The sequence below is a fragment of the Ochrobactrum sp. AN78 genome, from assembly GCF_029909885.1.
GTDB lineage: Bacteria > Pseudomonadota > Alphaproteobacteria > Rhizobiales > Rhizobiaceae > Brucella > Brucella quorumnocens.
On record NZ_JASAMU010000001.1, the window covers coordinates 276,101 to 294,059 of the forward strand.

The window sequence follows — 17,959 nt, forward strand, 5'->3', positions numbered from 1 at the left end:
TTTTTGGAATAAAGTTTGCACTGATGCATGTTGGAGGAGAGATAATTACGCGGCTTGCTGTGTCAGACTGTCCAATAAGGACGGTAAAGCATAATGGCGAGCTTTATTTTCTGTAATTGTCGGAAATATCTTTGTTTTACATGCATTATTTGCCTGATCTCAGCGAGTTGTTCGAGCTGACCTCAGCGCATTTGATTTTAAAATGCCAGTGTTGGCGAAGAAAAACATGTCTTACTTACCAGTTATATCGATTTAACTGGCCAGAAAAGACTAGGGAAAGGCTCATCAGAGCCAAACGGCCTGCAAAAAAGCGGGCAATTTGAGGAAGAGTAAAATGGCTGCGATTCCATTCGATCAACGCGACGGATTTATCTGGCAGGACGGCGAGTTTGTCTCCTGGAAGGATGCGAAGGTACATGTGCTGACGCACGGTCTGCATTATGCGAGCGCCGTATTCGAAGGCGAGCGTGCTTATGGCGGCGAGATTTTCAAGCTGACCGAGCATACTGAGCGCCTGCATGAATCTGCCCGAATTCTTGGCTTCGAGATTCCATATAGCGTCGAAGAGATCGACAATGCCTGTCGCGAACTGCTCAAGAAGCAGGGTTTCGTCGACGCATATGTTCGCCCAATTGCTTGGCGTGGATCAGAGTCGCTTGGCGTTTCGGCTCAGAACAATCGCATTCATCTGGCTATCGCGATCTGGCAGTGGCCAAGCTATTTCTCGCCTGAAGAAAAGATGAAGGGCATTCGTCTCGACATCGCAGAATATTGCCGTCCTGATCCGCGCACTGCGCCCTCGCGTTCCAAGGCTGCCGGACTTTATATGATCTGCACTATTTCCAAGCATGCAGCCGAAGCAAAAGGCTATGCGGATGCGCTTATGCTTGACTGGCGCGGTCAGGTCGCTGAAGCCACGGGTGCGAATGTGTTCTTTGTCAAAGACGGTGCATTGCACACACCAAAGCCTGATTGCTTCCTTGATGGCATCACACGCCGGACGATTATTGATCTTGCCAAGCGTCGAGGTCTGGAAGTTATTGAACGGGTTATCATGCCGGAAGAAATGGCGACATTCACAGAATGCTTCCTGTGTGGAACAGCGGCAGAAGTGACGCCGGTTTCGGAAATTGGGAAGTACCATTTTACGCCGGGTGAAATCACCAACATGTTGATGAATGATTATGCGGCCGAAGTTCAGCCCAAGCGAATAGCTGCTGAGTAGCAACGTTTTAAACAGAAAAAAGCGGCTTTTAAGCCGCTTTTTTACTATGTGACGGCTTATTGTTTGACATTGGAAAGTTTCGGTCCAAGATTTTCCGTGTCGGATTCGCGTTATTCCGGCTTTTAACTCAGATGGGGTGACGATTATGGAATCTCTACTGCCTATCATTCTTCAACTTGTTTCGGGCGCAGTGGGCGGCAATATTGCTGGTGCTGTCAAGAATCTAAGCCTCGGAACTGCTGGCAATACAGTTGCCGGTGGCATCGGCGGCGTTATTCTTGGCCAGCTTCTGCCTATGCTTTCCGGTGGCGGGATGGACTCGGTTCTTAATGGCGTCGTTGGCCAGTTGGCTGGTGGCGGTGTGGGCGGTATCGTCCTCACAGCGATTATCGGACTGATCAAGAACTCAATGGCAAGCAAGGCCTGAGCTTAAGCGAATAGCGCGGTTGTGGGGACAACAACCGGCGATCTCATGGGGTGACATTTTTTCCAAAAGCCGTTCAGACTTTTGGAAACTTGAACAGTTTTCGTGAGAGGGGATACGGGCGGCCTTGTGCCGCCCGTTTTACTATGACCAGACCTTTGCAATCTGAAGTCCGCGCATTATCTGAATATGCAAACAGATCACGGCAGTTCGAGAGCCAACGGTTTATCTTTCCAACATACTGACTGAATGGAGTATCCTATATGGGACAATTACAAGCCATCATCGTTCCAGTGACGCCATTTCAGCAGAACTGCACCATCCTTTTCGATGGTGACACTAAGAAGGGTGTTGTGATCGATCCGGGTGGCGATTTTGATCGAATCAAAGAGGCAATTGCGTCTCAGAATGTCGACGTAGAAGCTATTTGGATCACGCATGGCCATATTGATCATGCAGGGGCTGCGCTGGACCTCAAAGAAGATTTGGGCGTTGAGATTATTGGTCCGCACAAGGACGACAAGTTTCTGCTCGATAATCTGGCAACTACTGGCCTTAAATACGGCCTGACTGAGGGTGTACGCAACGTAACATCTGACCGTTGGCTGGAAGAAGGCGATACGGTTTCAGTTGCCGGGCACACTTTCGATGTCTTCCATTGCCCAGGGCATGCACCGGGACATGTGGTGTTCTATAATCCTGAGGCGCGCTTCGCGATTGTTGGAGACGTTTTGTTCAACGGTTCAATCGGTCGCACTGACCTGCCGGGCGGTGATCACGCCGCACTCATTCGCTCGATAAAAGAAAAGCTGCTGCCGCTGGGCGACGATATCGGCTTTCTGTGCGGCCATGGTCCCGGCGGACGCTTTGGCGAAGAACGCCGCAACAATCCGTTTCTCAACGATATTGGATATGCCTGAACTGAATGGTTCATGAAAAAAGCCGCCTTTGAGGCGGCTTTTTGTATTTAGACGTGCAGCGGGTTTAGTTGGCCGAGCAGAAATGGTCGCGTCCATCATAACCGCGATAGGTTCCGGTATTTGCATTGAACGAACGATAACGGTCCGAACAATATTGATACCAGCCGCGGCTCCATGGCTCATAGCCGACGCGATACTGCACGCTGCGTGCAGGTGGTGCCGGATAATATGCAGGCGGCGGTGGAGGCGGCGCGTAAACGGGCGCAGGCTGGACATATGTCGGCTGAGGCTGGCTCAAAGCGCTGCCGAGCAAAGCGCCTGCCGCAAGGCCGATGACGCCAGCAGCGACCGCATCGCCGCTGCGGTCGCGGTGACGATGATAGGGGCGATCCCAACCGCCGCGGTTCCAGTCGCCGCCGCGATCCCAGCCGCGACGACCCCAAGAGTCAGCCGATGCCGAAGCCAGCGGTGCTGAGACTGCTGCTATGGAGGCAACTGCCAGAATAGCTGTTTTAAGTAGTTTGTTCATTGTCCGCTCCTTCAGAAGCACAACTGCAATTTCGGCGATATGCAGGGCCGAGTTGGCACACCGCATCAATCATGAATGACAAGTTAATAGTCTCGATATGAATGGAGGCTGAACAATGGTGAAGGAGCCGCTGAAATCGCTGTTGAGCGGTAAAATACATGCAGTGTCGGTAATATTTCGCGCGCTGAGATTTGGAGCGGGTTGCAGCTAAATGGTTTCATTTAGCGTTCTCGAACAGGTGTTAATTAAAAGAATCTGGAGCGAGCGCCATGGGTGCGATTAGGCGTGATACGCTCTAGGATTGGCGCTTATCTCAGGACAATAAAAAACCCCGGCGTTAGCCGGGGATCAAATTCTTGTTCTGTAAAGTTTCGGACTTAGTCAGTAACCGAGATATTTACAGCCTTAGGACCTTTGCCGCGACGATCCGGTTCTGTCTCGTAAGAAACCTTCTGATTGTCAGCAAGTCCTGCCAAACCTGAAGCTTGCACAGCAGAAATATGGACAAAAATGTCCGCGCCGCCATCATCAGGCTTGATAAATCCGAAACCTTTTTCGGAGTTGAAGAATTTGACCTGTCCGGTCTGTGCCATGGGATCCGTTCCTTTTCCTTGGCGCCACTGCTTTATTAAGAGACAGTGGAATTACAACTTCCGCCGAACGCACCACACACCCGGCAGAGGGTCATGCAGGCAGTTATCGACATAGGAGAGGAACCGATCATTGCCAGAGACTAATCTCCGACCCGGAACTTCTAGCGGTTCCGGCGCGCCGTTCTTCCAGTCTTCCGTTTGTACTCAAATTGCCCGGACAATCGAAGACTGATCTATGATGCATAATTTGGCAAGCAAATTCTTCATAGAATATGAGATTGGTTATCTTCGTAACGGTATCGTCTCGAATCTTTACAAAAATTACGAGAATATCACTCATTCAATACCAAAATAGCACAGGCCAACAGCAATATATCGATTCATACTAAGGTATAGCATGCTCATTTGCTTACCGATTGCGTAAAACTATGCATGCACCGCCTGCCGCGCGAAGTTTAGTGCATATGTTGTCCGCTTCACCTCGACTATCAGCTCCGATACGTACTGCATAAATGCCACGCCGGGCCATTGGTGTACGTACGCGGCTAATGACCGGATTGTGGCCTGCGAGCACTGAGGAGAATTGCTTGCGTAACCTGCTCCACTGATTGGCGGCAACGCTACGTCGAAAATTGCCCGCGACCTGAATGCCCCAGGGCTTAGGCTTGATGCGGGACATGGGTATCGTGGCTGTGCGAATGATCGGCAGACGCTGGCAAGCTTCTGCAAAACTGAGTTTTGCGTCGAGCGGCTTGTTGGTGATCTCGCTGCCGGATGCAAAATTATCAGCGGGAGCGCCTGTGAGATCAAGAACGTAGTCTTCTGTCTCAAGTGGAAGAAATCCGCCTGAGCGTATCCAATTGGAAACGCGGGTCGGCCCTGCATTATAAGCGGCGGCTGCCAGCCCCCAATTTCCGAAAGCGCGTTTGAGTTCGCTTAGAAAGCCTGCAGATGCGGGGATCGCCTGTTCAATATCGAATGGATCGGCGAGGCCACGCTCTTTTGCAGTATAAGGCATGAATTGTGCGATACCTTGAGCGCCAACCGGGCTTACTGCGCGATGATCGAAGCGGCTTTCTTTCCAGATGAGCCGCGCAAAGAAGTCTTTCGGGATACCTTTCGCTTCGGCGTTGATTTCTATGAGCTCACAAATGCGACCGACAGTCGGCGTGATCTTCTCGGGCGGCATGGGCGGACCATAGGTCAGAGATTCGGGATTGACCGTTGTCTGGGCTACCGCGTTGATGCTTTCAGGCCAGCAAAAGAGCTGCATAAATGCAAATGTCGCTATCGTTATATGCAGACGACTCATACTGTTGATTCCGCCCTTTATCCCGCTCTTGGAATGTAGAGTAATGCATGTTTACGACTTGTCGATATGCGGTTTTTGAGAACGTTGCCGATTATCTTTTAATCGCTCCTTGTTCTCGGAGGCTGCTGTGCCATCTTAGATCGCACCCGAAAGTGTGAAACGGATGTCGAAAAAATGGGCTTGAAAACAAAGTATTGAGACGCACCGATCTGATTCAATCAGATCGAAATGCGTTCTAACATGCGGATTAGGAGAGGGAGAGAGTTATGTTGTTCAATAAAGTCAGTCGATTGGGCTTGCTCGCGGGTGTTATGTTTCTGGCGGGGTGTGTTGCCGAAGGTGGCCCGGATTATCGGCCTCCAGTACGGCCCGGTCCATCGCAACCGCAGATGTGTCCGATGATTTATGCGCCAGTTTGTGGCGAACGCGGTCATTCACGCAAGACTTTTGGCAATGCCTGTCAGGCCCGTGCCGATGGCTATAGGATTGTCGGTAACGGCCAGTGCAGCTCACGGCCCGGCCAGGGATCGGGACCAGGCGCAGGTTGGGGAGGAGAGCGGCCGGGTCGCCCGCCACATCAGGGCAACAGACCAGGACGCCCGAGTGCTGGTGCTTGCACACGGGAATATATGCCGGTTTGCGCGCGTCGCGGTAATGACAGGCAGACATTCTCAAATCGCTGTGAAGCAGAACGTGCCGGTTATCGCATTACCGGCGGTGGTCAGTGCCGGTAAGTTAGCCAACAATAAAAAGGACGGTTTCAACCGTCCTTTTTTCTATCATGCAGCCTTTTGAACAGAGGGTTTCCCCCGCAACGGCTTGCCGAAGCGGTCGATATTGGTATCCCCCCAATCCTTCAGTGCCAGCAGGATTGGTTCGATGCTGCGGCCAAGCGGAGACAGGCTATATTCGACCTTGGGAGGAACCTGTGCATAGACCTTTCGCTCGATCAGACCGTCTTCTTCCAGCTCACGCAACTGATTGGTCAGCATACGCTGGGTCACACCCGGTATTTGCCGCCTGAGTTCATTAAACCGCATCGTGCCGTCGAGAAGATGAAACAGCACAACACTTTTCCATTTGCCATCGATGAGACTGATGGCGGCTTCAACCGCACAGCCGGGACTGCAATCGAAGCGCGAGTGCTTGGCCTTGGTCATTTAAGTATCCTTTATATACTAAGTACAAAAAACAACACTATTGGCGATTTTTGTGCGTATTCACATACTGTGATAGTAGTCTAATATTTGGTCCATAGCAAATGGAGCAGAACGATGAAAGCAGTTGCCTATCAATTTGCGGGTCCGCTGGACCGTGCAGAATCTCTGGTCGACGTAACATTGGAAAAGCCGAAAGCGGCGGGCCGTGATCTGTTGGTTCGGGTTGAGGCGATTTCAGTTAATCCAGTCGATTACAAGATCCGCAGCGGCGTGTCGCCAGAAGCTGGCCAGTGGAAAGTGCTCGGCTGGGACGCGGTCGGGACAGTCGTTGAGACGGGTAACGACGTGCGTAACTTCAAACCGGGCGATGAGGTCTGGTATGCGGGGTCTTTGATCCGGCCAGGTGCCAATTGCGAGTTTCATCTGGTCGATGAACGCATTGTTGGCCATAAGCCTGCGTCGCTTGCCAAAAGTGAAGCTGCTGCTCTGCCACTCACATCGATCACCGCCTGGGAAATGCTGTTTGACCGGCTGGATGTGCGCAAGCCAGTGCCAGGCGCTGCAAACGCCATTCTTATTATTGGTGGTGCAGGCGGGGTTGGTTCAATCGCCATCCAGCTGGCGCGGGCTTTGACTGATTTGACGGTGATTGCTACCGCATCGCGACCGGAAACGCAGGAATGGGTTAAGCAACTCGGCGCGCATTATGTCATCGATCATAGCAAGCCACTGGCAAAGCAGATTGAAGCTCTGGGGATAGGCGCGCCAGCTTTTGTCTTTTCAACCACGCAAACGCAGAATCATGTTGATGAGATTGTCTTGTTGATTGCACCGCAAGGGCGGTTTGGCCTGATCGATGATCCGGAAACGCTCAATGCCATGCCGTTTAAGCGCAAGTCCGTATCGGTGCACTGGGAACTGATGTTTACGCGTTCGATCTTTGAAACTGCCGACATGGATGAGCAAGGCAAACTTCTGAATGAAGTCGCCCAACTGATCGATGCGGGCAAGATCAAAACAACAGTTACGGAAGTGCTTTCGCCAATCAACGCTACCAACCTGAAATCGGCCCATGGCTTGTTGGAAACTGGCAAGGCTAAAGGCAAGATAGTTTTGGAAGGCTGGTAAGCAGCCCTCCAAAAATACCTGAATTGAGCGGTTCCAATTAAGATTAAAACGTTGAAACCGCTCTATTTCTTTCTTCGCATTTCCGAATACAAAACCGGTTCCCACTTTTGCTGGAAATGCTTTAACGCCCCGGTCGGCCAGTCTTGCCGGGGCGACGCTTTTTGCGTGCGGCCTCAGCCGGATCTTCGTAAGAGCCGATGCCAGCACGTTCGCGGCGGATAATTGCGTCGTCAGCGCCTGCCGGTTTTTCTGTCCGCTTAACGGTCATTTCATCCAGCGTATTCTTGCGGAACAGCGGCTTTGCCACATCGGTTCCTGGTCCCATATTGTCGAGCGAAGGCTTGGCGAACAGCGATTTTTTCGGCTCTGCATCCACTGTGCGATGGACCTTACGGCCCGCATTGTGACGACCCTTAGTACGGCCAGTCACAGGGCTTTCAAGTTCCACTTCACGCGCGAGCGGATCGTCGGCAATCGCCAGTTCCATTTCGCGCAAGCGTTTGATCTCGTCGCGCATGCGCGCGGCCTTTTCAAAGTCGAGATCGGCTGCGGCGTCGCGCATCTGCTTTTCCAGATGTTCGAGATGGGAGGCGAGATTGTTGCCCATCATCGCGCCCTGTTCGGCGAAGCCGGAAATATCGGCGCGGACGTGATCCTGTTCGTAAACCGAATTCAGGATGTCCGAGATATTCTTCTTCACCGAAGCAGGCGTGATACCATGCTCAGTATTATAGGCTTCCTGTTTTTCGCGGCGGCGGCTGGTTTCGTCCATCGCGCGTTGCATGGAGCCGGTTATATTGTCAGCGTACAGAATGACCTTACCGTCGACGTTACGCGCCGCACGACCGATGGTCTGAACGAGCGAGGTTTCTGAACGCAGGAAACCTTCCTTGTCCGCATCGAGAATGGCGACGAAGCCGCATTCTGGAATATCCAGACCTTCGCGCAGCAGGTTGATACCCACAAGCACGTCGAATGCGCCAAGGCGCAGATCGCGGATGATTTCTATACGTTCCAGCGTGTCGATATCCGAGTGCATATAGCGCACGCGAACGCCCTGTTCGTGCAGATATTCGGTCAGGTCTTCGGCCATGCGCTTGGTCAGCACGGTGCAGAGCGTGCGATAGCCCTTGCGCGCTGTTTCGCGGATTTCGCCAAGCACATCATCGACCTGATTTTTTGCAGGCCGTACTTCAACAGGCGGATCGATCAGGCCGGTTGGGCGAATAACCTGTTCGGCAAACACGCCGCCAGCTTCTTCGATTTCCCACTTGCCGGGCGTTGCAGACACAGCGATGGTTTGTGGACGCATCGCATCCCACTCCTCGAACCGCAGTGGACGATTGTCCATGCAGGAGGGCAGGCGGAAGCCATATTCGGCCAGCGTCGCCTTCCGACGGAAGTCGCCGCGATACATGCCGCCAATCTGCGGAACTGTGACATGGCTTTCGTCGAGGAAAACGAGGGCATTGTCTGGAATATATTCAAACAATGTCGGCGGCGGCTCGCCCGGCTGACGTCCGGTCAGATAGCGCGAATAGTTTTCGATACCGTTGCAGACGCCGGTTGCTTCCAGCATTTCGAGGTCGAAATTGGTGCGTTGCTCCAACCGTTGCGCTTCAAGCAAGCGGCCGGCGCGCGTGAGTTCGGCCAGACGATGCTGCAATTCTTCCTGTATCGACTTGATGGCCTGATTGAGCGTCGGGCGTGGCGTCACATAGTGGGAGTTTGCGTAAATCTTGACCGATTGCAGATCGCCGGTCTTCTGAGCGGTCAGCGGATCAAATTCCACGATGGTTTCGATCTCGTCGCCAAACAGCGAAATGCGCCATGCGCGATCTTCCAAGTGGGCCGGGAAAATTTCAATTGTATCGCCACGCACGCGGAATGAGCCGCGCACAAAGTTGATGTCTTGCCGCTTATATTGCTGTGCCACGAGATCGGCGAGAAGCTGGCGCTGGTCGAGCCGGTCGCCGATCTTCATTTCGAAAGTCATGGCGGTATAAGTTTCGACCGAACCGATACCGTAAATGCATGAAACAGACGCAACGATAATGACGTCGTCGCGCTCAATCAAAGCACGAGTGGCTGCGTGACGCATCCGGTCGATCTGTTCGTTTACGGTCGATTCCTTTTCGATATACGTATCGGACCGCGCCACATAGGCTTCGGGCTGGTAGTAATCGTAATAGGAAACGAAATATTCGACGGCATTGTTCGGAAAGAAGCTCTTGAACTCGCCATATAGCTGCGCCGCCAGGGTCTTGTTGGGAGCGAGAATAAGCGCGGGACGCTGCGTTTCCTGAATGACCTTTGCCATGGTAAAGGTCTTGCCGGAGCCGGTAACGCCAAGCAGAACCTGCGTTCGGTCGTTCTCTTGCAGCCCGCTGACCAGATCACGAATTGCTGTCGGCTGATCGCCAGATGGTTCGAAACTCGATTCCATCTGGATCGCAATGCCGCCTTCAGATTTGTCCGGGCGGGCAGGACGATGCGGGGTCCAGAGTTCGCCGTTCTTGAACAGTGGATTGCCGGATTCAATCAGATCGGAAAGTGCCTGAACGGTAGCGGTCGCGCCTGAGGGATTAAACTCGGCTGCGTCTTCAAGGCTGATGTCCAGTCCTGCTACTGGATTGAGACCTGCGGCAGCGCGTTCCTTAGCAGACGCAGCGCCCCCCATCGAAGTGCCGCGCGCGCTGCGCGAGGATTCCTTGCTGCGTTCAGGCACCTTTTTGGGAGACTTTGCGGCTTTGGCAGGCTTTGCCTTGGCCTGAGGCTTGACGGCCTCCTCGCTGATCTCTTTTGCCCAATCGGAAATGGACCCGGACAGCGGCGCGCCCGAAAATTCGGACTGCGGTGCTTCACCGAAGCCGCCAGTCTGATTCTGCGAATCCTGAGTGTATTTATCTTTTGAGGAAGCCATGCACCCAATATGGAATTTCACAACTCAAATGAAAAGGGTGCACGGATCAAATCCCATGCACCCGGTCCGGAATCTATACGGCTCCTGACATCAAGCTGTCAGGAGGAAGTGCTCGAAGAGGCTCCAGTGGGGATTGAATCGTAGGAACTGCACCGCACTATTTGTTCTTACGCATTATCCAACGCAAAAACCGGTTCCCGCTTTTGGTTCAAACGCTTTATCTGCGGCCGTGTGGGCGCCAGCGGTCGCCCGGTCCGTAAACGTTTGGATGGTAACCGGGATGATCCCTCCAACCGGGACGATCGCCCCAATGTGGACGGGGCTCGCCCCACTGGTTTGGCCCACGCCAACCCGGACCCGGACGGTATGGACCCGGACCCCATCCAGAACGATAGGGGCGAGGCCCCCAGCCTGGACCCCAGTTAGGGCCATCATCCCATCGATTGTTGTTGATTGCTGAACCGATTACCAATCCAGCTATGAGCGGTATGCCAACAGCTGCTGCGGTTGATCCAAAATCGTCATTGGTGGTGTAACCGCCGCCGCCAGTCTGAACCGCGATGTAATTTGATGACGCCCAGCCATCAAGGCCGCGATAATTGACGCGGCACCAGCCGTACCCACTTGTGCAGCCTGCAACATCCAGAACAACCCCATTGGGGATGCTACCCATTGATGGATACTGTGTGCCAGGACCGGTGCGGAGATTAATATTTGCAGTTGCAAGCCCGGCCGAAGCTTCTGCATTCGTTGCAAATAAAAGAGCTAATGTAGCAATTGAAGATGTAATAATTAATCTCATACTATCCCCCGATATATATATCATAGATCCATATATAGCAGATGATTGTTATTTTTACTTTAAAGTCAGTATGAGTATTTCTATTGTGATTAATAATTAAGATTTTAATCTTCCTGGTGTTGCCTCATGTTTGATTTGCATGGCTGCGGTGCGGATGTCGCACTTTTCCTCGATCAAGGGTTACAGCATACTCGCAGCTGAACACCGCTTTATACCAAGGTGCTAAGAAGCTGACGCATCACGCCTTGAAAATGTTCAGTCGCCACACGGGCTTAACCAAAGTCCGATGAGTCTTACTCAATGAACTTTGGTATTACGCTATTCGGAATGCATTCAGGCAATCAAAGGACTTATTGATGAACGATATTAATGCGCCCAAGGGCATGCTGACGGTACGTACACAGGCAATGCCAAAAGATACCAACTCAGCTGGGGATATTTTCGGTGGTTGGGTTATGGCGCAGATGGATACGGCCAGCGGCATCCGTGCTGCAGAGCGTGCCAAGGGGCGCGTTGTTACAGCGGCAGTGCGTGAAATGTCCTTCGCCAAACCGGTCAAAATCGGCGACGTTCTTTGTGTTTATACTGAGATCACGCGCGTTGGCCGCACGTCGATTACGCTTCGTGTGGAAGCCTGGGCCCAGCGCTATCTTGCGGATGAGATGGATCTCGTGACGCATGGTGAGTTTGTGATGGTAGCGCTCGACAAGAGCGGTCAGCCGACGCCAGTTCCTGCTGAATAATTATGGAAAGCCCGGTTGATCCGGGCTTTTTGTTATTTGCAGGCCCGATAGCCGCTCCGACGCTGCATCAGATCGAAGTGAAAATGGTCGGCATGTTCGCGGTTATAGCCGGGGCCAAGTACCGTGGTGAAGTAATCGCAGGCATCGGAGCGAACGCTGTTGAGCAGGCCTTTTTCGCGAAAAGCGAAGAAGCTGGGTTTGCGAACGGTTATGCTTTTACCGTTGTTCAGCACAATTTTGGTCACGTCGATGGCATTGCCACGCGAATGCTCGGACATCTTTGCGCCACGGCGGTGATTCATCGTCCGGCATGAATAGCCACCGGCATTGTGAATCGTATTGACGCCGGAAAGATATCGCAGGCGTGCCGATGGTTGCAGATCGCCTTTGATCCAGCGCGCAAAGGCTTCCGTTACCTGACAATTCAGTGTTGCGGCAGGTTTGAAAGCAATTGAACCGCTGTTAAAGCCGCTGACTTCGATAGGATTATCGATGCGGCAGCTGCCGCTCTGATTGATGGGTGATTTCTCTGTGAAAACAACACCCAGGCGCTTCAGACGCGTCCGGCAGGCCGCATCCGAATTAGACATTGCATAAATGTTTTCGGCGGTGCTGACCGGGTTTTGAACAGGAGCTGCGAAGCCATAATCGCCGGTATAATGCGGCTGGCTCTGCGTCGTCATCTCATTGGCATTGTTTTCGATTTCTTCCGCCAACCCAACAACACGCTCTTCTCGCGGAGCATTGGCGGATGCAACAGGAGCGGGCGGCAGCGCTATGTCAGCATTGCCGATTTCGGCTTGCGGACGCGGCGGACGTTCTCCTGAGCAACCGGCAGCCAGAGCGAACAGCGCCAGAGATGCCGGTATTAGATAGCGATGAAAGCGATTGGACAACGCAATACTCATGTCCCTGCCTTTCATTGTGGAACCGGGCTTAGGCTCATATTAGTCGATAAGCGTAAACGAACAGTCAGTGAGTGCGTTAAGGGCTATGGCGCAAATAAGGTCATTTCTCGCCAAATCAGTGGTCATAACTTTGGCGAAATCTTCATGCCTTTTTGCTATTTGTTTGCAGCGGTTTCGGGCCAAGCCGCGACAATGTCCTTCCGGTCCCTAAAGTTCTTTCCATGTCAGCACTGATGTCGCCGAGTATTCTGCCGATCCTGCTTTTGATCGGCTCTAATGTTTTTATGACCTTTGCCTGGTACGGGCACCTGAAATTCACCAGCACGCCGCTGGTGACGGTTATTTTCATCAGCTGGGGGATCGCGCTGATCGAATATTGTCTGGCTGTGCCAGCAAACCGCATCGGTCATGAGGTCTATTCCGCTGCGCAGCTGAAAACGATGCAGGAAGTCATCACACTTGTGATCTTCAGCCTGTTCTCGATCTTTTATCTAAAAGAAGCCTTCACTTGGAATCATCTGCTTGGATTTGCGTTGATCGCAGGCGGTGCGGCGCTGATATTTAAAGGCTAAGCTGTTCAGTGGCCGGGATTGGTTCCGCCTTACGTTTCCAGTACATGGGAACCAATTCCACGGCGAGCATCGCAGCAAACAACAAGCCACAGCCGATAAAGCCGATGAATGTCAGGCGTTCACCCAGGAACATCGCACCGAACAGAGCCGCAAATAAAGCTTCCGATGATAGGAAAATAGCTGCCTGTGCTGATGTGGTATAGCGCTGGCCGATGGCTTGCAGGGTGAACGCAACGCCAGATGAAAAGACGCCTGTAAACAGCAGTTCTTTCCATGTGAGCGCAATGACGTTCCAGTTGATGTCTTCGACGGCTGCGGCAATCATCAGGCCGGCAGCGGCTGCGGTCGCAAACTGCACGCAGCTAAGTGTGATAGGGCGTCCGGCACGATTGGCGCGGGTGATCAGCAGAACCTGCATGGCCCAGAAAACTGCGCCGCAAATGACCAGCCAATCGCCCTGCTTGAGTGCGCTTAATGTTCCACCTGACAAAAGAAAGATACCTGCAAGACATGCAGCCGCACTTGGCCATACCACTGGATGAGGCCAGCTGCGGAAAAGGATGACACCCAATACCGGCACCATCACGACATAAAGGCCAGTGAGAAAGCCAGCATTGGTGACTGATGTTGTGATCAGCCCAATCTGCTGCAGGGCGAGACCTGTAAAAAGAGTAGCTCCTACAAGCATGAAAAAGAGATAATTCTGGTTTTGGAGCTTGTGCGGTGAGCGTCTGCCTTCAGCAATAGAGAACGGCAAAACGGTGAGCGCTGCAATTGCGGAACGCACGCCGATAAACAGGAAGGGGCCAATACTTGCCATGGCCGTGGATTGCGCCACAAAGCCCATGCCCCAAATGACACCCGCCAGAAGGAGGAGTAAATTTGCCTGTACGCGCGTCATTGTTGCTTCATCCCCACGAAAAACGCCCGCAATGATTTGGATCATTTTTCCGGGGTGGCCATGCTATAGAAAATATCACGTGGGATCGGCAAGACAGTATTTTAGAGCGCCGATCTGATGAAATCAGATCGGCGCTCTAAACTCTTTTATTTGAAGCATAATCTTATCGATCCTCGTTTCACTCCGGTCGGATCATGCTCTAAATGCGACGTGTTAGTCCGTTGATATTTTAAATCTTATGGGGTTGGTTATGTTTTTTCTGAAACTTGGGCTTAAAGCAATTCTGCTGGCGGGAGTGGCAACCACATCGTTGCTTTCAGACGTTCGCATATCGCAGGCTGCCTATAAACTGATCCGAGATACCTCTGTTCAATGTGATTTTGCGCAGAACTGCACATTGAGCTTCACTCCGGTCGCGAGTGAAGGCGCGCCTGCACTTGGTCTATATCGCAGCAGCGCAGTCGGTTCCAAGCCGGAGGTGCAGCTTTCATATATTGATCCATCTAAGGTTTCAGGCAAATTGGAGCTGTCTGTCGATGGCTCGTTGGTGCTGACGAGTGAAGCGTCGGTGGCCTCGCTCAAGAGTGACCGGCTCAATTATGGCGATGCGGTTGCGGTTACCAAACTGATCAATGCCATGAAGAATGGTCAGAAACTACAACTCAAATTCGCAGGCAAAACCTCGAACTACTCACTTTCAGGATTAATCGGGGGCTTGATCTACGCCGATGAGCAGCAATCGCGCGCCGGTACTGTCGATGCATTGCAGGCAAAAGGTGGGCACCCTGCGCCGCCACCACCGGAGGTGAAAATCATCGCTTCAATCGAGCAGGTGCCCGAGCAGATTCGCAAGGACTTCACCGATGAAAACGGTGTGTGCGGGACTTCAAGCGGAAATTCTTTCAGCACTGGCGGGGGCTTTGAAACGAAGATCGCAGATGGGCTCAACCTGATCGGAATGCCATGCGGTTCGCCCGGCGCTTATAATCAGCCTTATGTATTCTACAGCCAGTACGAGAATCAGGTGGTGCCGATTTCGTTGCCAATGATTTCCGACGATGGCCCAACCGTCACCGATCAGGCTTGGAACATTGACTGGTCGCAGCAGAGCAAGACGCTGACAGCTTTCTTCAAGGGCAGGGGCTTAGGCGATTGTGGCATCTATGATGTCTGGAAAGCCACAGACACAGGCGAAGGACACGTGCGGTTTGTGCTTTTGCAGGAGCGCTCCAAAGGCGACTGCGATGGCAATTACGATGGTGGTCCTGAGAAATGGCCTGCAAGCTGGTCCATTCAAGCCAAATAGGAACGCCAGAGCACATCCCGAAAAGCGGGAACCCGTTTTCGGAACAAGATGTGCGTAAAAACAAATAGTGAGACGCATTTCCGATGATACCTCTTAAACTGGAAATGCATTAGCTTTGTAGAATTAACAGGCTTAAATTTTTCTTCGTGAAATGACCGATGAAAATGCTATAGTTACAGTAACATCACTTTGAACGGTTCCGAAGCATGTGTTTCGGCGACCGTTTTCTTTTTGTGTACCGGCAGGCGATTAAACCTTCCGGACGGGTGTCCTGAGCCAGTCATGGAGCAGGATCAGGCGGGCAATCAAACTGCCGTCGCGCTCATCCTGGAGGGAAGCGCGGCGGGCGATGGAAAGGACTGGACTGGGTATGGAAAAGTTCCCTATGACCCCTCGCGGTTTCGAAAACCTCAAGGAAGAACTCCGCACGCGTCAGCAAAGTGAACGTCCGCGGATCATTGAGGCAATTGCTGAAGCGCGCGCGCACGGCGATCTTTCGGAAAACGCCGAATATCACGCTGCCAAGGAAGCCCAGAGCTTGAATGAAGGCCGTATCAATGAGCTGGAAGAGCTGGTTGGTCGTGCCGAAGTCATTGATGTAACAAAGCTTTCCGGTGACAAGATCAAGTTTGGCGCAACCGTCACATTGATCGATGAAGATACTGAGGAAGAGAAAGTCTATCAGATCGTCGGCGATCAAGAGGCCGATGTGAAGGAAGGCCGAATTTCGATTTCTTCGCCAATCGCGCGTGCACTGATCGGCAAAGGTGAAGGCGATACCATTGAGGTCAATGCACCCGGTGGTTCGCGTTCATACGAGATTCTCGGTCTCAAGTTCATTTGAGATCGTAATGCCAGATAAGAGGCCCAATAGCGGGTTTGTTCCGGTTCAAGAGGTCGAAGTCGTAGCGCCCAACTTCAAGCGCCGCCTTTCTGGTGTGACTTCGACTATTGTTCAGCTAATCCCTTTGCAGCGTGCAAAGGGATTAGGAATTGCAACGATGGGTCCCGGGCTGCCTGAAACTCTGCCGCATCTCGGCTGGGGCGCTCTTTTTTCGTTCTGGAAAAAACCTGCCAAACGGCGTTTCCGTATCTGGCATGCACGCCGGAATATCGAAATGCTTGCAGGTATTTTCATGCGCGATGTCCTGCGTATGAAGTTGCGGCTGGTGTTCACTTCAGCCGCGCAACGTCATCACAAACCCTTCACCAAGTGGCTGATCCGCCGCATGAATGCGGTGATCGCGACCAGCGGCCGTTCGGGCAGTTTTCTCGAAGTACCGCATCAGGTCATCATGCATGGCGTTGACCTTGAGCGGTTTCATCCGCCCGTTGGTAAAGAAGACCAGTTCAGCGCATCAGGTCTGCCCGGAAAATATGCCGTTGGCTGTTTTGGGCGTGTGCGTCACTCCAAGGGCACGGACCTGTTTGTTGATGCGATGATTGCGCTTTTGCCGAAATATCCGGAATGGACGGCAATCATCACAGGTCGGACGACTGCCGAACATCAGCCATTTGAAGATGGTTTAAAGGCACGTATTGCTGCAGCCGGATTGCAGCATCGCATCCACATTCTCGGCGAAGTGCCGGATGTGCGCATCTGGTATCGACGTCTCACGCTCTATGTCGCGCCGTCCCGAAATGAAGGTTTCGGTCTCACCCCGTTGGAAGCCATGGCTTCAAAAACAGCCGTGGTTGCGAGCGATGCCGGTGCTTATGCCGAGATGATCGTGGAAGGTACGGGCAGCTTTGTTTCAGCTGGCGACGGTGATGCGCTGCGCGATGCAATCGAACCTTATCTGGCCGCCCCTGCCTTGGCTCAACGCGATGGCGAAAATGCGCTCGCCTATGTTCGCGAAGCTTTCCCGCTTGAAAAAGAGGCTGACGCCATCAGCGCAGTCTATGAACAGGTTTTTAGTAGTTAGAATTACGTCCAAAGAAAAAGAGCGACTGCGCATGAACGCAATCGCTCTCTCATTCAATAATATATTGAGTTAGAGAATCATCAACGGTTCGTCTTTCACAGGACGAATGGTCAGGGCTGTGCGTACCGAATCCACATTAGGAGCGGCGGTCAGCTCTTCGATAACGAAAGTCTGGAAGGTGTTGAGGTCGCGTGCGACGCAATGGAGCAGGAAATCGGACTCGCCCGATACCATCCATGCGCGGCGTACAAGCGGCCACTGCTTGGTCTTTTCGGCAAAAGCCTTGAGATCGGCGTCTGCCTGACGATGCAGTCCCACTGAACAGAATGCTACGAGATCCTGCCCGAGCGCATTGCCATTCAGTATGGCGCGATAGCCACGAATGACGCCACTTTCCTCCAGCTTGCGCACACGACGCAGGCAGGGAGGGGCAGAGATACCGACACGTTCGGCTAGCTCAACATTGGTGATGCGCCCGTTATTCTGGAGCTCCCGAAGGATTTTCCAATCGATTTCGTCCAGATCAGCCTTGATCGGCATGCAAAACTCCGCGCGCAATGAAATTTCATTCAGGCGTAATTATAAAAC

At 52.6% G+C, this 17,959-nt stretch carries 19 protein-coding genes; 10 read left to right on the forward strand and 9 right to left on the reverse strand.

From position 1 onward, the window contains the following. The first annotated feature begins 334 nt into the window (after positions 1 to 334). The 3 genes from QBD00_RS01320 (at position 335) to QBD00_RS01330 (ending at position 2,569) form a co-directional block, all read left to right on the forward strand. Positions 335 to 1,225 (forward strand): branched-chain amino acid aminotransferase, encoded by an 891-nt coding sequence (locus QBD00_RS01320; protein ID WP_024899441.1) that lies wholly within the window; start codon positions 335 to 337, stop codon positions 1,223 to 1,225. A 145-nt stretch (positions 1,226 to 1,370) separates the two neighbouring features. Beyond that, positions 1,371 to 1,652 (forward strand): hypothetical protein, encoded by a 282-nt coding sequence (locus tag QBD00_RS01325; RefSeq protein WP_095447085.1) that lies wholly within the window; start codon positions 1,371 to 1,373, stop codon positions 1,650 to 1,652. Positions 1,653 to 1,912: 260 nt separating this feature from the next. Next, positions 1,913 to 2,569: an MBL fold metallo-hydrolase gene (locus QBD00_RS01330; protein WP_318578485.1), complete on the forward strand. Its 657-nt coding sequence runs from the start codon at positions 1,913 to 1,915 to the stop codon at positions 2,567 to 2,569. Between the two features lie 64 nt (positions 2,570 to 2,633). Here QBD00_RS01330 and QBD00_RS01335 read toward each other — a convergent pair whose 3' ends face one another. The 3 genes from QBD00_RS01335 to QBD00_RS01345 all read right to left on the reverse strand — a co-directional run bounded on the left by QBD00_RS01335 (position 2,634) and on the right by QBD00_RS01345 (position 5,003). After that, on the reverse strand, positions 2,634 to 3,098 hold the full coding sequence (locus tag QBD00_RS01335; protein ID WP_095447941.1) for a BA14K family protein: 465 nt from the start codon (positions 3,096 to 3,098) through the stop codon (positions 2,634 to 2,636). A 377-nt stretch (positions 3,099 to 3,475) separates the two neighbouring features. Further along, the gene (locus tag QBD00_RS01340; protein WP_024899445.1) at positions 3,476 to 3,691 is read right to left on the reverse strand and encodes a cold-shock protein; all 216 of its coding nucleotides are present in this window, start codon (positions 3,689 to 3,691) and stop codon (positions 3,476 to 3,478) included. Positions 3,692 to 4,100: 409 nt separating this feature from the next. Continuing rightward, on the reverse strand, positions 4,101 to 5,003 hold the full coding sequence (locus QBD00_RS01345; RefSeq protein WP_318578486.1) for a lytic transglycosylase domain-containing protein: 903 nt from the start codon (positions 5,001 to 5,003) through the stop codon (positions 4,101 to 4,103). A gap of 266 nt (positions 5,004 to 5,269) precedes the next feature. Between QBD00_RS01345 and QBD00_RS01350 the strand changes: the two genes are divergently transcribed. Continuing rightward, the gene (locus tag QBD00_RS01350; protein WP_191793937.1) at positions 5,270 to 5,737 is read left to right on the forward strand and encodes a Kazal-type serine protease inhibitor family protein; all 468 of its coding nucleotides are present in this window, start codon (positions 5,270 to 5,272) and stop codon (positions 5,735 to 5,737) included. 45 nt (positions 5,738 to 5,782) lie between these two features. Here the strand turns inward: QBD00_RS01350 and QBD00_RS01355 are convergent, their stop codons facing one another. After that, positions 5,783 to 6,163: a helix-turn-helix domain-containing protein gene (locus tag QBD00_RS01355; protein WP_318578487.1), complete on the reverse strand. Its 381-nt coding sequence runs from the start codon at positions 6,161 to 6,163 to the stop codon at positions 5,783 to 5,785. 114 nt (positions 6,164 to 6,277) lie between these two features. On the opposite strand from QBD00_RS01355, the gene QBD00_RS01360 reads away from it, so the two are divergent. Further along, positions 6,278 to 7,291: a zinc-binding alcohol dehydrogenase family protein gene (locus tag QBD00_RS01360; RefSeq protein WP_318578488.1), complete on the forward strand. Its 1,014-nt coding sequence runs from the start codon at positions 6,278 to 6,280 to the stop codon at positions 7,289 to 7,291. Between the two features lie 121 nt (positions 7,292 to 7,412). Here the strand turns inward: QBD00_RS01360 and uvrB are convergent, their stop codons facing one another. Continuing rightward, a complete protein-coding gene (gene uvrB / locus QBD00_RS01365; protein WP_318578489.1) occupies positions 7,413 to 10,214 on the reverse strand; it encodes an excinuclease ABC subunit UvrB in 2,802 nt (933 codons plus the stop codon). Positions 10,215 to 10,431: 217 nt separating this feature from the next. After that, the gene (locus QBD00_RS01375) at positions 10,432 to 11,016 is read right to left on the reverse strand and encodes an SH3 domain-containing protein (RefSeq protein ID WP_318578490.1); all 585 of its coding nucleotides are present in this window, start codon (positions 11,014 to 11,016) and stop codon (positions 10,432 to 10,434) included. A 356-nt stretch (positions 11,017 to 11,372) separates the two neighbouring features. On the opposite strand from QBD00_RS01375, the gene QBD00_RS01380 reads away from it, so the two are divergent. Beyond that, entirely contained in the window at positions 11,373 to 11,759 is a 387-nt protein-coding gene (locus QBD00_RS01380; protein WP_007875958.1) for an acyl-CoA thioesterase, read from the forward strand. Positions 11,760 to 11,791: 32 nt separating this feature from the next. On the opposite strand, the gene QBD00_RS01385 is transcribed toward QBD00_RS01380, so the two are convergent. After that, positions 11,792 to 12,667 carry an extensin family protein gene (locus QBD00_RS01385; RefSeq protein ID WP_235901990.1) on the reverse strand — a complete coding sequence of 292 codons (876 nt, stop codon included), beginning with the start codon at positions 12,665 to 12,667 and terminating at the stop codon, positions 11,792 to 11,794. 221 nt (positions 12,668 to 12,888) lie between these two features. Here QBD00_RS01385 and QBD00_RS01390 point away from each other — a divergent pair, with 221 nt between their 5' ends. After that, positions 12,889 to 13,239, forward strand: coding sequence for a DMT family protein (locus QBD00_RS01390; RefSeq protein WP_095447940.1), 351 nt, complete (start codon positions 12,889 to 12,891; stop codon positions 13,237 to 13,239). On the opposite strand, the gene QBD00_RS01395 is transcribed toward QBD00_RS01390, so the two are convergent. Next, a complete protein-coding gene (locus tag QBD00_RS01395; protein ID WP_095447939.1) occupies positions 13,229 to 14,140 on the reverse strand; it encodes a DMT family transporter in 912 nt (303 codons plus the stop codon). The genes QBD00_RS01390 and QBD00_RS01395 overlap by 11 nt on opposite strands. 250 nt (positions 14,141 to 14,390) lie before the next feature. On the opposite strand from QBD00_RS01395, the gene QBD00_RS01400 reads away from it, so the two are divergent. From QBD00_RS01400 to QBD00_RS01410, 3 genes are all read left to right on the forward strand, one after another. After that, the gene (locus tag QBD00_RS01400) at positions 14,391 to 15,446 is read left to right on the forward strand and encodes a DUF1176 domain-containing protein (RefSeq protein ID WP_318578491.1); all 1,056 of its coding nucleotides are present in this window, start codon (positions 14,391 to 14,393) and stop codon (positions 15,444 to 15,446) included. A gap of 370 nt (positions 15,447 to 15,816) precedes the next feature. Further along, positions 15,817 to 16,290 carry a transcription elongation factor GreA gene (greA, locus tag QBD00_RS01405; RefSeq protein WP_095447078.1) on the forward strand — a complete coding sequence of 158 codons (474 nt, stop codon included), beginning with the start codon at positions 15,817 to 15,819 and terminating at the stop codon, positions 16,288 to 16,290. A gap of 7 nt (positions 16,291 to 16,297) precedes the next feature. Continuing rightward, positions 16,298 to 17,371 carry a glycosyltransferase family 4 protein gene (locus QBD00_RS01410; RefSeq protein WP_318578492.1) on the forward strand — a complete coding sequence of 358 codons (1,074 nt, stop codon included), beginning with the start codon at positions 16,298 to 16,300 and terminating at the stop codon, positions 17,369 to 17,371. A 69-nt stretch (positions 17,372 to 17,440) separates the two neighbouring features. Here QBD00_RS01410 and QBD00_RS01415 read toward each other — a convergent pair whose 3' ends face one another. Then, the gene (locus tag QBD00_RS01415; RefSeq protein ID WP_095447076.1) at positions 17,441 to 17,911 is read right to left on the reverse strand and encodes an Lrp/AsnC family transcriptional regulator; all 471 of its coding nucleotides are present in this window, start codon (positions 17,909 to 17,911) and stop codon (positions 17,441 to 17,443) included. Between the last annotated feature and the right edge of the window lie 48 nt (positions 17,912 to 17,959).

Bases quoted from the DNA above. Each gene is read 5' to 3' on its own strand.
- QBD00_RS01320 (WP_024899441.1), top strand. From the start codon at position 335: ATGGCTGCGATTCCATTCGATCAACGCGACGGATTTATCTGGCAGGAC.
- QBD00_RS01325 (WP_095447085.1), top strand. From the start codon at position 1,371: ATGGAATCTCTACTGCCTATCATTCTTCAACTTGTTTCGGGCGCAGTG.
- QBD00_RS01330 (WP_318578485.1), top strand. From the start codon at position 1,913: ATGGGACAATTACAAGCCATCATCGTTCCAGTGACGCCATTTCAGCAG.
- QBD00_RS01335 (WP_095447941.1), bottom strand. From the start codon at position 3,098: ATGAACAAACTACTTAAAACAGCTATTCTGGCAGTTGCCTCCATAGCA.
- QBD00_RS01340 (WP_024899445.1), bottom strand. From the start codon at position 3,691: ATGGCACAGACCGGACAGGTCAAATTCTTCAACTCCGAAAAAGGTTTC.
- QBD00_RS01345 (WP_318578486.1), bottom strand. From the start codon at position 5,003: ATGAGTCGTCTGCATATAACGATAGCGACATTTGCATTTATGCAGCTC.
- QBD00_RS01350 (WP_191793937.1), top strand. From the start codon at position 5,270: ATGTTGTTCAATAAAGTCAGTCGATTGGGCTTGCTCGCGGGTGTTATG.
- QBD00_RS01355 (WP_318578487.1), bottom strand. From the start codon at position 6,163: ATGACCAAGGCCAAGCACTCGCGCTTCGATTGCAGTCCCGGCTGTGCG.
- QBD00_RS01360 (WP_318578488.1), top strand. From the start codon at position 6,278: ATGAAAGCAGTTGCCTATCAATTTGCGGGTCCGCTGGACCGTGCAGAA.
- uvrB (WP_318578489.1), bottom strand. From the start codon at position 10,214: ATGGCTTCCTCAAAAGATAAATACACTCAGGATTCGCAGAATCAGACT.
- QBD00_RS01375 (WP_318578490.1), bottom strand. From the start codon at position 11,016: ATGAGATTAATTATTACATCTTCAATTGCTACATTAGCTCTTTTATTT.
- QBD00_RS01380 (WP_007875958.1), top strand. From the start codon at position 11,373: ATGAACGATATTAATGCGCCCAAGGGCATGCTGACGGTACGTACACAG.
- QBD00_RS01385 (WP_235901990.1), bottom strand. From the start codon at position 12,667: ATGAGTATTGCGTTGTCCAATCGCTTTCATCGCTATCTAATACCGGCA.
- QBD00_RS01390 (WP_095447940.1), top strand. From the start codon at position 12,889: ATGTCAGCACTGATGTCGCCGAGTATTCTGCCGATCCTGCTTTTGATC.
- QBD00_RS01395 (WP_095447939.1), bottom strand. From the start codon at position 14,140: ATGACGCGCGTACAGGCAAATTTACTCCTCCTTCTGGCGGGTGTCATT.
- QBD00_RS01400 (WP_318578491.1), top strand. From the start codon at position 14,391: ATGTTTTTTCTGAAACTTGGGCTTAAAGCAATTCTGCTGGCGGGAGTG.
- greA (WP_095447078.1), top strand. From the start codon at position 15,817: ATGGAAAAGTTCCCTATGACCCCTCGCGGTTTCGAAAACCTCAAGGAA.
- QBD00_RS01410 (WP_318578492.1), top strand. From the start codon at position 16,298: ATGCCAGATAAGAGGCCCAATAGCGGGTTTGTTCCGGTTCAAGAGGTC.
- QBD00_RS01415 (WP_095447076.1), bottom strand. From the start codon at position 17,911: ATGCCGATCAAGGCTGATCTGGACGAAATCGATTGGAAAATCCTTCGG.